Here is a 12,859-nt window from a genome sequence, read left to right as displayed (position 1 = left end):
TCAGACCGGGATACGGATCGTCGCGCGAAGGCCGCCCAGCGGGCTCTCCGACAGCGTGACGTTGCCGCCGTGACCCCGGGCGATGTCGCGCACGATGGCGAGGCCGAGGCCGGTGCCCGACGCATCGAGATTGCGCGCCTCGTCCAGCCGGAAGAACGGCTTGAACACCTCTTCCCGCATCGCTTCGGGAATGCCCGGACCATCATCGTCCACAGTCACGGTCAGGAAACGGTCGGTGTTGCGCGCCTCGATCCGGATCGTCTGGCCATGGCGCCATGCATTGGCGACGAGATTTGTGACCAAACGTGAAAAGGCCATCGGCCGGACATGCACCATGGTCGCCCCCGCGACCGAAGAGGTCAGTTCCTTGCCGTGCAACAAGGCGTTTTCCTCGAGCTGAGAGAAGAGCTTGGTGAGATCGAGTTCGCCATGCGCCTCCTCGATCTGGCCGCGGGCGAAGGCGAGATAGCCTTCGAGCATGCTGTCCATGTCGTCGATGTCGCGATTGAGGTTTTCGAGGTCCGCGGGCGTTTCAGCCACCGCGAGTTCCAGCCTGAAGCGGGTGAGAATGGTGCGCAGATCGTGGCTGACGCCGCTGAGCATGGCGGTGCGCTGTTCGATCTGCCGCTCGATGCGCTCGCGCATTTGCAGGAAAGCGTAGCCGGCGCGGCGCACTTCGTCGGCCCCTCTGGGAATGAAAGGCTCGGCCGGCTTCTGCCCCTTGCCGAAGCTCTCGGCGGCCCGCGTCAAGGCGACGATCGGGCGGATCTGGCCGCGCAGGAACAGGATGGAGATGAGCAGCAGCACCAGCGAGGCGCCGACCATCCAGATGATGAAGATATGGGTGTTGGACGCGTAGGCGCGATCGCGGCGCGTCACCACGCTGAGGATACGCTTCGGACCGAGCTTGATCCGCACTTCCACCGTGCGCTCGTCATTGCTGGTGTTGAGCCAGAAAGGACGGCGGATCTGTTCGCTGATCTGCTCGGAGAGGATCTGGTCGAGAATGGAAAATGGCGGCGCGGGCTTCGGGGCGGGCAAATCGTCGTCGGAGAGAATATGCACCTGCAGGCCGAGCCGGCGACCGGCGATGCGGACGACGTCGCTTTCGATCTGGGGAGAGGGAAGGGTTTCCATCACATCGATGATCGCGGAAATGTCGCGGGTGACGGCGGCGGAGAGCCGTTCGGTGACCATCTGCCAATGACGCTCCATGAAGACGGCGGCGACGACGCCCTGCAACAGCACCATCGGGATGATCACGATCAGCAGCGAGCGCGCGAACAGGCCGCGCGGCAGGTTGCGGCGCATGAAGCGACTGAAGGCGCCCTCGCAATAGACGGGGCGCAGGGCGTCGTCCGAAGCCTCGGGCGCGCTCATCCGTTCTGGTCCAGCGACAGTCTGTAGCCGATGCCGCGCACCGTCTGCAGCCAGACCGGATTGGCGGGATCGTCCTCGATCTTGCGCCTGAGGCGATTGATCTGAACGTCGATGGTGCGCTCGCCGACATCGCCGCCGCCGCCGGAGAGTTCGTGCCGCGGAATAGTCTGGCCGGCATTGGCGGCGAAGATCATCATGATCTCCTGCTCGCGGCCGGTGAGGCCGATGATCGATGCGCCGCGGCGAAGCTCCTTCTTGACCAGATTGAAGTTGAACGGGCCGAAAATCAGCTGGTCGATCTTGGGCTTGGTCGGATTGGTGGAGCGCTTGAGGATATTGTTGATGCGCAGCACCAGTTCGCGCGGTTCGAACGGCTTGGCGAGATAATCGTCCGCGCCCGCTTCGAGGCCGGCGATGCGCCAATCGGCTTCCGATCGCGCGGTCAGCAGGATCACCGGGATATTGCGGATGTCGCGCAGAGAGCCCGTCAGCGCGATGCCGTTTTCTCCCGGCATCATCACATCGACCACCATCAGGTCGAAATCGAGGCCTTCGAGCTTGCGGCGCGCCTCGGCGGAGTCTGCGGCCACCGTGACCCGGAAGCCCTTGCCGGCCAGAAATTTCTGCAGCAATTCGCGGATGCGCCGGTCGTCGTCGACGATCAGCAGATGCGGGGCGTCGTCGTCGAGTGTTCGCATCTCGGTCACGGCTGGTCCTCCTTGTCGCACATGCCCTTCAGAAAGGCGAGAACGGCGCCGCGCGTCTCGTCGTCGGCGCCGCCGAGAGCGCCCGCGATGCGCCGTGATTGCGGCCGTGCGAGGGCGAGGGCGAGACTGCGGCCCGCCTGGGTCGGATAGAGCCGTCGCTGGCGGCGGTCGTCCGGCCCTTCCCGCTGGGCGATGTAGCCGGAATCGATCAACTGCTTCAGCACCCGGGCGAGCGACTGCTTGGTGATGTTGAGCGTGTCGAGCAGATCCGCCACCGTCATGCCCGGACGGCGATTGACGAAATGGACCACTCGGTGATGCGCGCGGCCGAAGCCGCTCTTTTCCAGGATCGCGTCGGGGTCGGAGATGAAATCGCGATAGGCGAAGAACAGCAGTTCGATCATCTCGAAATCGATATCGCCGCCGCCATCCATGCGATCGGTCACGAGATCAGCCGCTACGTCCATCCTGTCTGCCTTCATTCTTGGTCACCGCGTTTGCCGCTCGTCGCGCCGGGATGTTATGTCAGCATCACTGACGCAATTTCCAGCCCTTATCGTCCGAAATCGTCGCGCATGCGCAAAACGTCTGTTTTCGGGCAGACGACGAATAGATTGAGCCTGCCCGCCGTTTTCCCAGCGAGGTTACATCATGGCCTTGTCGATGACCAGCGATGGACCGCGCCGCCGCCTGTTCCCCCGGTGACGTCACACATCGAATTTTTTTGCGACTGTCGGGGAGCCATTTTCGTCGCCGCGCGTTGCGGTCAGTGCAAGGATAGGGACTTAAAGCCATGAATCATATCAGCAATCCGGACGTTTCCGTTGCCCGTCAACTTCGCCCTCTGGTCGCCATCGTCGCTGCGTTCAGCATGAGCGTCTTCGCGCTCCTGATCACCACCGCGAGCCTGGGCGCATCGCCGATCAACACGATGGAAATGGCCGACGCCGACATCTGATCGACGGCGCAGGTAGAGATCTTTTTGCAGCGCCGGCAAGCGCGGCAGGCGACAAATATCTCTCGGCATGTTTTATCATCGCCCTCCGGAGCATGAATCAGGAGTAGGCGCATGGCCAAGCTGCAAGCGGGGATCATTCCCGTCACCCCCTTCGAGCAGAACTGCACGGTGCTGTTCGATCAGGATACGATGAAGGGCGTGATCGTCGATCCCGGCGGCGACGTCGAGGTGATCCTGCAGACGTTGCAGGAAAACGGCATCCAACTCGAAGCGATCTGGATCACCCATGGTCACCTCGATCACGCCGGCGGCGCAATGGAGCTCAAGGAGGCGCTGGGCGTCGACATCATCGGCCCCCATAAGGCGGACCAGCCGTTGATGGACCAGATCGAGGCGCGGATGAGCGCCTTCGGGGCAAGCGGCATGCGCAATTGCACGCCCGACCGCTATCTCGACGAGGGAGACACCGTGTCCTTCGGCGAGCATGTGTTCGAGGTCTATCACGCGCCCGGCCATTCGCCGGGGCATGTCATCTTCTTCAACCGCGACCAGAATTTCGCCCATCTCGGCGACGTGCTGTTCAACGGCTCGATCGGCCGCACCGACCTGCCGGGCGGCGATCACCAGCAATTGCTGGACTCCATCCGCGACAAGGTCTTCCCGCTCGGAGACGAGGTCGGCTTCATCTGCGGCCATGGGCCCGGCAGCCGGATCGGCGACGAGCGTCGGAGCAATCCTTTCCTGAAGGGCCTCTGAAGTCGAGACCGAACGGATCGCGAAAAGGCCCCGGGAGGGGCCTTTTCTCATTCATTCGACTGTGGTTATGCGCCGGTGCAGAAATGATCCTGGCCGTCATAGCCCCGATAGGTGCCGGTGCGGGCGTTGAAGGACTGGTAGCGCTCCGCGCAATAAGCGCGCCAGCGCGCGGTCCAGGGCTGAAGCGTCGCGGCGGAGGCGTCGACCTGTCTGCGGGCAGGGCGCGCGGGATAATAGTCCTCATCCTGCGCCGGCGCGGCGTAGTCTTCGTCCAGCGTATCGGGCTCGGCGTAGACGTCTCGGGGCGCCGGTTCGACATAGACGCGACGCGGCGCCGGTTCGACATAGACGGGCTCCGGTTCCACATAGACGCGGCGGGGACGATAGATCACCTCCGGTTCCGGATCGGCGGCCAGCGCGCCGCCGATGATGGCGCCGGCCGCCAGACCAATCACGCCGGCTGCGACGGCGTCGCCATGATGGTGATGGCGCGGCGCGTGCCGCCAGTAATAATCACGACCGCCGGCGCTCGCGAATTGGAAGGAGCCCGCGGTTGCGGCAAGCGCAGCTGCGCCGAGGATGGCGGATTTGACAAGACGGTTCATCGTTTTCCCTCTTGGGCAACAGTCGAATTTCAATGGCGCGACCCTAGGATCGGATCAATGAACCGTGGCTGAACGAAATGAGGAGAAAAAGTGACGTCCGGTCATCAACAAAGAAGCGCCGCCCGCCGGATTTCGGCGGCGACGCTCACGCGTAAACACGGTTGAACCGCGGCTGGATCAGCCGGTCACCTGGAGGTTGACGGCCTTCGGGCCCTTGCCGCGGCGATCGGGCTCGGTGTCGAAGGAAACTTTCTGGTTCTCGGTCAGCCCGGTCAGGCCCGACGCCTGCACTGCCGTGATATGGACGAAAATATCCGAGCCGCCCTTGTCCGGCTTGATGAACCCAAAACCCTTGTCGGTGTTGAAGAATTTAACGGTGCCAGTTTCGGCCATGGAGCAGTTCCCTTTTCCTCTCTGTCCTTATTTGCGCGTTCGGACAGCATGTCATGAAACCCGTAGGGGCTGGCAGGCATATTTCGACTAGAGGAAAGGTCCTACTATCGTGAATGGGTATCGGCGACCCGTCTCCCACACACCCGGAGCTTATTGCGCCTCCGGCGCGTTATTCTCAAGGTTTTCCCATTGTTCGCAAATTGCCCGAACGCGGTGAGATTGCGGGCAATCCCCAATTTTGGCAAGCAAAACTTTCACGTTTGATGCAAAATTGGCACGAAACGTGATGTCCCGGCTGCCGCAACGGAACGCCATGCTCGCGATTGAAGCAAAAATCTAAAGGTTATTTCACGCGGCTACTATAGCCGGCGTTTTTTTGTAAATTCCGGTACGAGTTCCACCAGCAACATAGCAACGAAGATGAGGGCGCAGCCGATATAGCCGACCCATCCCATGCGCTCGCCGAGCAGCATTGCTCCGAACAGAGCCCCGAACAAGGACTCGCTCGACAGGAAAATCGCCGCTTGCGGCGCGGTGGTCCAGCGTTGCCCCACGACTTGAAGGATGAAGGCGACGCCGGAGGAAAACAGGCCGGCGTAGAGAAGCTCCGGCGCGGCGTCGACAATGTCGCTGCCGGCGATGGGCTCAAGAAACGCCGCCAGCGTCAACCCGCCCAAGGCGCAGACGAGGAACTGGACGGCGGAAAGCGCCATGGGCCTTTCGCTGCCAGGCGCGAAAATGCCGACGAGCAGGACCTGCGTCGCCCAGAACAGGGCGCAGACGATGGTCAGGAGATCGCCGACGGTCAGCTTGGAGAGATCTCCGCCGCTGAGGTGATAGATGCCGGTGGTCGCAAGCAGCGCCGCCGGCCAGACGATCCAATGCGGCAGCTTGCGCAACACGATCACGCTCATGATCGGCACGATGATCACATAAAGGCCGGTGAGGAAACTCGAATTGGTCACCGATGTCGTGAGCAGACCCAGTTGCTGGGTGCTGGCGCCGCCGAACAGGGCGAGGCCGATCAGCGCGAATGTGAGCAGCTCCTTGCGGGCGAGAGGAGCGGTCACCCGCCGGTGCTCCCGAAGCGCAAGGGGCAAGGCCACGAAGAAAGCGAGCAGAAAGCGCAAACCGACGAACCAGAGCGCGCCGAGATGGGCCATGGCGCTGTCCTGCGCGACGAAGCCGGCGCCCCAGATGGCGGCGGTCAGGACGAGGATGAGATTGGCGTTGAGACGGGACATGGCGCTCTCGGAGGGACTGCTGATCCCTGCTGATACGCGTTCGCGACCCCGAGAGCAATTTTACATTTGTGCAATTTGACGGCCGGAACCATCAGTTCCGGTGATGCGACGCTGCGGCGCCCGATCAGCGCGTCCTTTTGCCGAAGGCCGTCGCGCGACGAAGCCCGCCCAGCTGCGGCGGCGCCGAATAGATCGACTTGGGCATATGCAGAGCCGGATCGTATCGCTGAAGCTCCTGGGACTGGCGTGTGTCGAAGGCGGCGGCGTCGTTCGTTTCGGGAAATTCGTCGTTGAAACTGGTCGGGGCGATTTCCGGGCGCGCCAGCGCATAGCCCTGCAGCAGCGGCACTTCGAGGTTTTGGCAGAGATCCGCCTGCCTGAGATCTTCGAGCCCTTCGAAGATCGGCACGGCGCCCTGATCCTTGATCTGGCGAACCATGACGCCCAGCAGCGCGTAGCCGGCCGAATTCTCGAGGAATTCCTTCACCCAGGACGCTTCGAATTTGACGAAATCCGGCTTGAGCAGCTTCATGCGGGCCGCATCGCGTTCATCGGCGCCGTATTCGTCGATGGCGATCATGAAGCCGCGTGCGCGCAGTTCCTCGACGAAATGCGCCAGCATGTCGGCGCTGTCGTTTTCCTTCTGGGTGATTTCGCACACGACGCGTTTGGGCGTGAGCCCGGCCTCATTGGCCGCCAGCCGCATCATTTCGACTTCTCGCCGGATGTCGGCGTCGGTCACGAAGAGACCCGGATGAAAATTGACGAACAGCTTGGCGCGGGCGCGACCCAGCGCTCCGGTGTTGAAAATGTGCAGGGTGCGGCAGAGGCTGTCGATCATGCCCTTGTCGTCGCGGGTCACGGCCGGGAAGAACTCGGCGGGACGCACGGGATCTCCGCCCCTGCTGGGGCGGATCAGTCCCTCGAAGGCCTGAACTTCGAAATGTCCCTCGGCGTCCTGGCTGAAGATCGGCTGCAAGGCCGATTGCAGCACGAAGGGTCCGTAAGCCGCAGTCCAGGACCCATCGCTCTGGCGGCTGAGTTTGGAAAAGATGCTGCTTGCTGTCATTGTGTCCCGGCAGAGTTGATGACATTCCCGGTAGTTGTAGCAGACGACCGTTACTATAGCCTTAAATGGGGTCCAGCGCGCCGGAATATCAGGCTTTTGCCGGTCGCGGTCGACTTGATCCCGACCGGCGCGGGGCCTATAAGTCCGTGCCTTTTATTGCCTCTCAGACAAGGAATTCAGAAATGGCCTTCCTCGCCGACGCTCTGTCCCGCGTTAAGCCCTCCGCAACCATCGCCGTCGCGCAGAAAGCGCGCGAGCTGAAGGCGAAGGGGCGCGATGTCATCAGCCTCGGCGCGGGCGAGCCCGATTTCGACACGCCCGACAACATCAAGCAGGCGGCGATCGACGCCATCAATCGCGGCGAAACGAAATACACGGCCGTCGCCGGCATCGTCGAGCTGCGTGAAGCCATCGCCAGGAAGTACAAGCGCGAGAACAATCTCGACTACACCGCGGCCCAGGTGATCGTCGGCACCGGCGGCAAGCAGATCCTGTTCAATGCGCTGATGGCGACGCTGAATCCGGGCGACGAAGTCGTGATCCCCGCGCCCTACTGGGTGTCCTACCCGGAAATGGTGGCGCTGTGCGGCGGCACGCCGGTGTTCGTCAACACCACGATCGAAGCCAAGTTCAAGCTGCAGCCGGAAGACCTGGAAAATGCCATCACGCCCAAGACCAAGTGGTTCATCTTCAACTCGCCGTCCAACCCGTCGGGCGCGGCCTATACCCATGCCGAACTCAAAGCGCTGACCGACGTGCTGATGCGCCATCCGCATGTCTGGGTGCTGACCGACGACATGTATGAGCACCTGACCTTCGACGACTTCAAGTTCGCGACGCCTGCCGAAGTCGAACCCGGCCTTTACGACCGCACGCTGACCATGAACGGCGTCTCCAAGGCTTACGCCATGACCGGCTGGCGCATCGGCTATGCCGCCGGCCCGCTGCAGCTGATCAAGGCGATGGACATGATCCAGGGCCAGCAGACCTCGGGCACCAATTCGATCGCCCAGTGGGCTGCGCTCGAGGCGCTGAACGGTCCGCAGGATTTCATCGAGCAGAACAAGAAGGTATTCCAGGGTCGGCGCGATCTGGTCGTCTCCATGCTCAACCAGGCGCCGGGACTGTCCTGCCCGACGCCGGAAGGCGCCTTCTACGTCTATCCGTCCTGCGCAGGCCTGATCGGCAAGACGGCGCCCACCGGCAAGGTGATCGCCACCGACGAGGATTTCGTGACCGAGCTTCTCGAATCCGAAGGCGTGGCCGTGGTGCATGGCTCGGCCTTCGGCCTCGGCCCCAATTTCCGCATCTCCTACGCGACGTCCGAAGCCCAGCTCGAAGAAGCCTGCCGCCGCATTCAGCGCTTCTGCGCCGCCTGCCGCTGAAAGACAACGACATTCACAAGGGCGCGTCGAAGCCGGCGCGCCCTTTTTCGTGCATTTGTAAAACCCGCGCATTGCGTGTGGCGGGTGGGATTGTCGATTTTCTCCCTTCGCCCTGCTTTTCGAAAAGTCTCCATTTTCCCGGGCTTTGACGCTGTTCCACAAATCGGGTTAGCCCGATCCTGTTCCTTGTAGTCAGTTCCGGAACATCGATCACGAGCGATGCGTCGTCAGGCGAAAACACAGGACGTGAACCGGCTTTCAGGCGGCGGCCGGCCAGCTCTCGACGCGGCGGCGCGCTCTTCAGGCGCAACGGGCGACCCAAAAGGAGGGTCTTCATGACCAGTGTTTCCTCTGCCAGCAGCAGCTATAATTATTACCAGACCTCGATGAAGTCGAACTTCAGCAAGCTCGACAGCGATGGCGACGGCAAGGTGTCGTCGGACGAATTCACGGCGGGCAAGCCGTCGGACGTTACCTCCAAGCAGTCGAGCAAGTTGTTCTCCTCGCTCGACAGCGATGGCGACGGCTCCGTCTCTGAAACCGAAATGACGAGCGGCATGTCCTCGTCCGATCCCTTCTCGCGGATGTCGGGCGATGCCGTCGCCGTGATGATGCAGATGCAATCCGGCTCGTCCTTCGGCTTCTCGTCGTCGGACGCCTATAACGAAATGGACGCTGATTCCGACGGCAGCGTGACCCAGGCGGAATTTGTCTCGGCCCGTCCCGACGGAATGAGCGAGGAGGACGCGCTGACACTCTACAAGACGATCGACACGGAAGGCACGGGATCGATCACCGAAGAGCAGTTCAGCTCGAGCATGGAGAGCTCTGCGCCGATGGGGCCGCCGCCTTCTGGCGGAAGCTCCGACGAGGATGACACGAGCACCGTGTTCGATGCGCTCGACACTGACCAGGATGGCGTTGTCAGCGCCGAGGAACTGGCCGCAGCCAAGCCTGACGATGTCAGCGATGAAGACTCCGCCTCGCTGTTCGACGCTCTCGACGAAGATTCGAGCGGCGGCGTGACGCTGGATGAATTCGAGAGCGCGCGTCAAAGCTTCATCGCCAACACCCGCATCTCGATCGGCGGCGACGACGATGACGACGACTCCTCCTCGTCGTCGTCTTCGGCTGTCTCGGATGTGCAGTCCATTCTCGACACGCTCAACACGACCACCACCACCGAGACCGACAGTACGGGCGCTTGATCGCCTCGCAGACCAAAGAGACCGGCGGCTCCCTCACGGGGGCCGTTTTCGTGAGCGGGAATTTTGGGCAAAAAAAGAGGGCCACGAGAAATCTCGGGCCCTTTATAGTTGTGAAGGTAATTTAAACCTCCAGAGGGGAACAGCTGATACGGCGGCACTGGGAGGAAAACCGCCATGTGCATCAGCTGTGTGCGATATGATGTTTAAATGTGCATTGCGCAAGGACTCGATGCGCATGTCAGCCATGCAAAACATGCATGATAGTTAGTGATCCGTTTCCAATTGGTTGAAATGACGTGTTTTTTGGCTGCGGCACAAAGACGCGCCACACTCGAAAAAAACCTTTTCATGCTGATTATTTTCGTCCGGCGCCGTCTTTTCGATCGATCGGCGTCGATCGCCGTCTTCTACAGCGGTCTCAGAAATTCCAGTTACGCGCCTTGGCGACGATGAAATCGCGAAAAACCTTCAGCTTGGCGGCGTTCTTCATCTCGCTGGGATAGCAGAAATAGGTGTCGAAGGACGGGATGTCGGCATCGGTCACCAGTTGCACCAGGCCGGGATCGCGCCCGACGATATAATCGGGCAGCATGGCGATGCCGATGCCCAGCAGCGCCGCGCGCTTGATCGAGGTCAGGCTGTTGATCTGCAGAACCGGCGACCGCGGACTGCCTTCGGGGCGGCCGGCGATTTCCAGCCAGTTGACGTCGAGCAAATAGTTCGGCGCGGGCTCGCCGAAAGTGATGATGCGATGCTGGTCGAGCTCCTCGATCGACTGCGGCTGGCCGTAGCGGCTGATATAGGACGGCGCGGCATAAACATGCATATGCACGGTGAACAGCTTGCGCTGGATCAGGTCCGATTGCTGCGGCTCGCGCAGGCGGATGGCGCAATCGGCGTGACGCATGTTCACGTCCAGCTCCTCGTTGTCGAGGATCAACTGCACCTGCATGTCGGGATAGAGACTCAGGAATTCCTGCACCTTGTCGGTCAGCCAACCCTGGCCGAGACCCACCGTGGTGGTGATGCGCAGCCGGCCGGTCGGCTTTTCCGTGGTCTCGGTCAGCTGGACCTTGACCATTTCGAGCTTCATCAGCACGTCATGGGCGGTGCGGTAGAGCAGTTCGCCCTGTTCGGTGAGGATCAGGCCGCGGGCGTGTCGATGGAAGAGCTTGGTGTTGACCTCGGCTTCCAGCGCGCTGACCTGCCGGCTGATGGCGGACTGGGACAAATGCAGCTTGTCGGCGGCATGGGTAAAGGATCCGGCTTCCGCAGCGGCGTGGAAAATTCTCAGCTTGTCCCAGTCGAGCGACATTCATTCCCCCAGATGGCCTGATGCGGCCCGCATTGTTACTCGGCCGCCTGCGCCACGTGCAAATGACCGGCCAGATAGCGCTCGGCTTCGAGCGCCGCCATGCAGCCCATGCCGGCGGCGGTGATCGCTTGGCGGAAGGTGTCGTCGGTCACGTCGCCGGCCGCGAACACGCCCTCGATATTCGTCGCGGTCGAATCCGGCGCGGTCCAGAGATAGCCGTTCGGCTTCATGCGCAGCTGGCCGGCGAAGAGTTCGGTGGCCGGCGCATGACCGATCGCCACGAACAAGCCGTCGATCGGCCGTTCGGTGATTTCTCCGGTCCTGGCGTTGCGGATCTTCACACCGGTGACCGAGGCGGGCATCGGCGGATGCAATTGCTCGCCGGTGATCTCGGCGATCTCGCTGTTCCACATTACCGAGACGTTCTCGCGCTGGAACAGGCGTTCCTGCAGGATCTTTTCCGAGCGGAAGCTGTCGCGGCGATGCACGACGGTGACCGACTTGGCGATGTTGGAGAGATACAGCGCTTCCTCGACGGCGGAATTGCCGCCGCCGACCACGATCACGTCCTTGTTGCGATAGAAGAAGCCGTCGCAGGTGGCGCAGGCGGATACGCCGAAGCCCTGATACTTCTTCTCGGAATCGATGCCCAGCCACTTGGCCTTGGCGCCGGTGGCGATGACGATCGTGTCGGCGATCCAGGCCTGGCCGGAATCCGTGGTCACATGGAAGGGGCGGCTGGACAGGTCGACCGAGGTGACGAGGTCGTTGATGATCTCGGCCCCGACATGTTTGGCCTGGCCGAGCATCTGCTCCATCAGCCAGGGGCCCTGGATCGGGTCGGCGTAGCCGGGGTAATTTTCGACATCGGTGGTGATCATCAACTGGCCGCCTTGCTCCATGCCGGCGATGAGCACCGGCTGCAGCATTGCGCGGGCTGCATAAATGGCGGCGGTGTAGCCGGCCGGGCCGGAGCCGATGATCAAGACCTTGGTGTGACGAGCGGACATTCCAACAAATCCTTGGAGAGAGTGCGACCGCAGACGCGGTCTTTTGCGCCTATCTATGAATGGAACGCATGGATATTCAAGGGCGCGCCGCGATTTCCACCGATTTGGCTGCCGAGTTCTGGCGCGGATGCGGACCGCGCCCCGGCCGGTTGGGGAAAATGTGCAAGATCCGTTGTATTAGCCTTTCGTCTTAAACCTTCCGTCTTTCCAGCAGGAGCCGCATCCGATATGCAAGTTTCGGGGAAACGATGTCCGGCGAAGATCGGACGACGATATAAGTGGAGGACGCATGCAAGCTCTGCTCGCCTTGAGCAACGGCATCGACGCCGTTTCCAGAAAATTCGGACAGGTCGCGAGTTACCTCGTGCTGTTCTGCGCCCTGATCTCGGCCGGCAACGCGATTGTGCGCTATCTCTTTTCGATGAGTTCGAACGGTTGGCTGGAAATCCAGTGGTATATGTTCGCGGGCATAGTTCTGCTCGGCGCCTCGCAGACACTGAAAATGAACGCGCATATTCGCGTCGATCTGGTTTACGGCATGCTTGGACCGCGGGCCCGGCTCTGGGTGGATATTATCGGGCTCATTGTGTTCTTGTTTCCCGTCACCATCCTGTTCACATATCTCTGCTGGCCGTTTTTCTATCAATCGTTCGTGGGCAATGAGCAGTCGCTGAATGCGGGCGGTCTGACCCGCTGGCCGGCGAAGATCTTGCTGGTGGTCGGGTTCGGCATGCTGGCTATTCAGGGATTCTCCGAACTGATTAAGCGCATCGCGGCGCTGCAGGGCCTGTCGCAGATCGACACGTCCTACGAAAAACCGATGCAGTGA

15 protein-coding genes are annotated in these 12,859 nt (G+C 61.6%); 5 read left to right on the top strand and 10 right to left on the bottom strand.

Features of this window, described 5'->3' with window-relative positions:
- The 3 genes from OCK01_RS04320 to OCK01_RS04310 form a co-directional block, all read right to left on the bottom strand.
- Positions 1–1,311, bottom strand: a complete 1,311-nt coding sequence (locus OCK01_RS04320) for an ATP-binding protein (RefSeq protein WP_263823156.1) — start codon at positions 1,309–1,311, stop codon at positions 1–3.
- A 65-nt stretch (positions 1,312–1,376) separates the two neighbouring features.
- Positions 1,377–2,078 (bottom strand): response regulator, encoded by a 702-nt coding sequence (locus OCK01_RS04315; protein WP_263823155.1) that lies wholly within the window; start codon positions 2,076–2,078, stop codon positions 1,377–1,379.
- A gap of 5 nt (positions 2,079–2,083) precedes the next feature.
- The gene (locus tag OCK01_RS04310) at positions 2,084–2,554 is read right to left on the bottom strand and encodes a MarR family winged helix-turn-helix transcriptional regulator (RefSeq protein WP_263822835.1); all 471 of its coding nucleotides are present in this window, start codon (positions 2,552–2,554) and stop codon (positions 2,084–2,086) included.
- A 326-nt stretch (positions 2,555–2,880) separates the two neighbouring features.
- Between OCK01_RS04310 and OCK01_RS04305 the strand changes: the two genes are divergently transcribed.
- Both OCK01_RS04305 and OCK01_RS04300 read left to right on the top strand, forming a co-directional pair.
- Complete coding sequence (locus OCK01_RS04305; RefSeq protein WP_182828829.1) at positions 2,881–3,045, top strand: hypothetical protein; 165 nt, start codon at positions 2,881–2,883, stop codon at positions 3,043–3,045.
- Positions 3,046–3,156: 111 nt separating this feature from the next.
- Positions 3,157–3,801 (top strand): MBL fold metallo-hydrolase, encoded by a 645-nt coding sequence (locus OCK01_RS04300; protein WP_263822834.1) that lies wholly within the window; start codon positions 3,157–3,159, stop codon positions 3,799–3,801.
- Positions 3,802–3,866: 65 nt separating this feature from the next.
- On the opposite strand, the gene OCK01_RS04295 is transcribed toward OCK01_RS04300, so the two are convergent.
- From OCK01_RS04295 to OCK01_RS04280, 4 genes are all read right to left on the bottom strand, one after another.
- On the bottom strand, positions 3,867–4,406 hold the full coding sequence (locus tag OCK01_RS04295; RefSeq protein WP_263822833.1) for a BA14K family protein: 540 nt from the start codon (positions 4,404–4,406) through the stop codon (positions 3,867–3,869).
- Between the two features lie 177 nt (positions 4,407–4,583).
- Positions 4,584–4,799, bottom strand: a complete 216-nt coding sequence (locus OCK01_RS04290; protein WP_137155803.1) for a cold-shock protein — start codon at positions 4,797–4,799, stop codon at positions 4,584–4,586.
- Between the two features lie 359 nt (positions 4,800–5,158).
- Complete coding sequence (locus tag OCK01_RS04285) at positions 5,159–6,043, bottom strand: DMT family transporter (RefSeq protein ID WP_263822832.1); 885 nt, start codon at positions 6,041–6,043, stop codon at positions 5,159–5,161.
- Positions 6,044–6,167: 124 nt separating this feature from the next.
- Positions 6,168–7,112 carry an EAL domain-containing protein gene (locus OCK01_RS04280; RefSeq protein WP_182828831.1) on the bottom strand — a complete coding sequence of 315 codons (945 nt, stop codon included), beginning with the start codon at positions 7,110–7,112 and terminating at the stop codon, positions 6,168–6,170.
- Between the two features lie 182 nt (positions 7,113–7,294).
- Between OCK01_RS04280 and OCK01_RS04275 the strand changes: the two genes are divergently transcribed.
- A complete protein-coding gene (locus tag OCK01_RS04275; RefSeq protein WP_263822831.1) occupies positions 7,295–8,497 on the top strand; it encodes a pyridoxal phosphate-dependent aminotransferase in 1,203 nt (400 codons plus the stop codon).
- Between the two features lie 13 nt (positions 8,498–8,510).
- Here the strand turns inward: OCK01_RS04275 and OCK01_RS04270 are convergent, their stop codons facing one another.
- Positions 8,511–8,834: a hypothetical protein gene (locus tag OCK01_RS04270; RefSeq protein ID WP_263822830.1), complete on the bottom strand. Its 324-nt coding sequence runs from the start codon at positions 8,832–8,834 to the stop codon at positions 8,511–8,513.
- On the opposite strand from OCK01_RS04270, the gene OCK01_RS04265 reads away from it, so the two are divergent.
- On the top strand, positions 8,833–9,705 hold the full coding sequence (locus tag OCK01_RS04265; protein WP_263822829.1) for an EF-hand domain-containing protein: 873 nt from the start codon (positions 8,833–8,835) through the stop codon (positions 9,703–9,705). The two genes, OCK01_RS04270 and OCK01_RS04265, sit on opposite strands and share 2 nt — an antisense overlap.
- Before the next feature lie 418 nt (positions 9,706–10,123).
- On the opposite strand, the gene OCK01_RS04260 is transcribed toward OCK01_RS04265, so the two are convergent.
- Together OCK01_RS04260 and trxB are read right to left on the bottom strand one after the other, a co-directional pair.
- Positions 10,124–11,020, bottom strand: coding sequence for a LysR family transcriptional regulator VtlR (locus tag OCK01_RS04260; RefSeq protein WP_182828834.1), 897 nt, complete (start codon positions 11,018–11,020; stop codon positions 10,124–10,126).
- A 35-nt stretch (positions 11,021–11,055) separates the two neighbouring features.
- Complete coding sequence (trxB, locus tag OCK01_RS04255; protein WP_182828835.1) at positions 11,056–12,030, bottom strand: thioredoxin-disulfide reductase; 975 nt, start codon at positions 12,028–12,030, stop codon at positions 11,056–11,058.
- Between the two features lie 289 nt (positions 12,031–12,319).
- On the opposite strand from trxB, the gene OCK01_RS04250 reads away from it, so the two are divergent.
- On the top strand, positions 12,320–12,859 hold the full coding sequence (locus OCK01_RS04250) for a TRAP transporter small permease subunit (RefSeq protein ID WP_182828836.1): 540 nt from the start codon (positions 12,320–12,322) through the stop codon (positions 12,857–12,859).

The sequence above is a fragment of the Rhizobium sp. TRM95796 genome (genome assembly GCF_025779995.1).
Taxonomy (GTDB): domain Bacteria; phylum Pseudomonadota; class Alphaproteobacteria; order Rhizobiales; family Rhizobiaceae; genus Rhizobium_E.
Note: the sequence above shows the minus strand (reverse complement) of the source record. Positions and strands in the feature narration are given on the sequence as shown.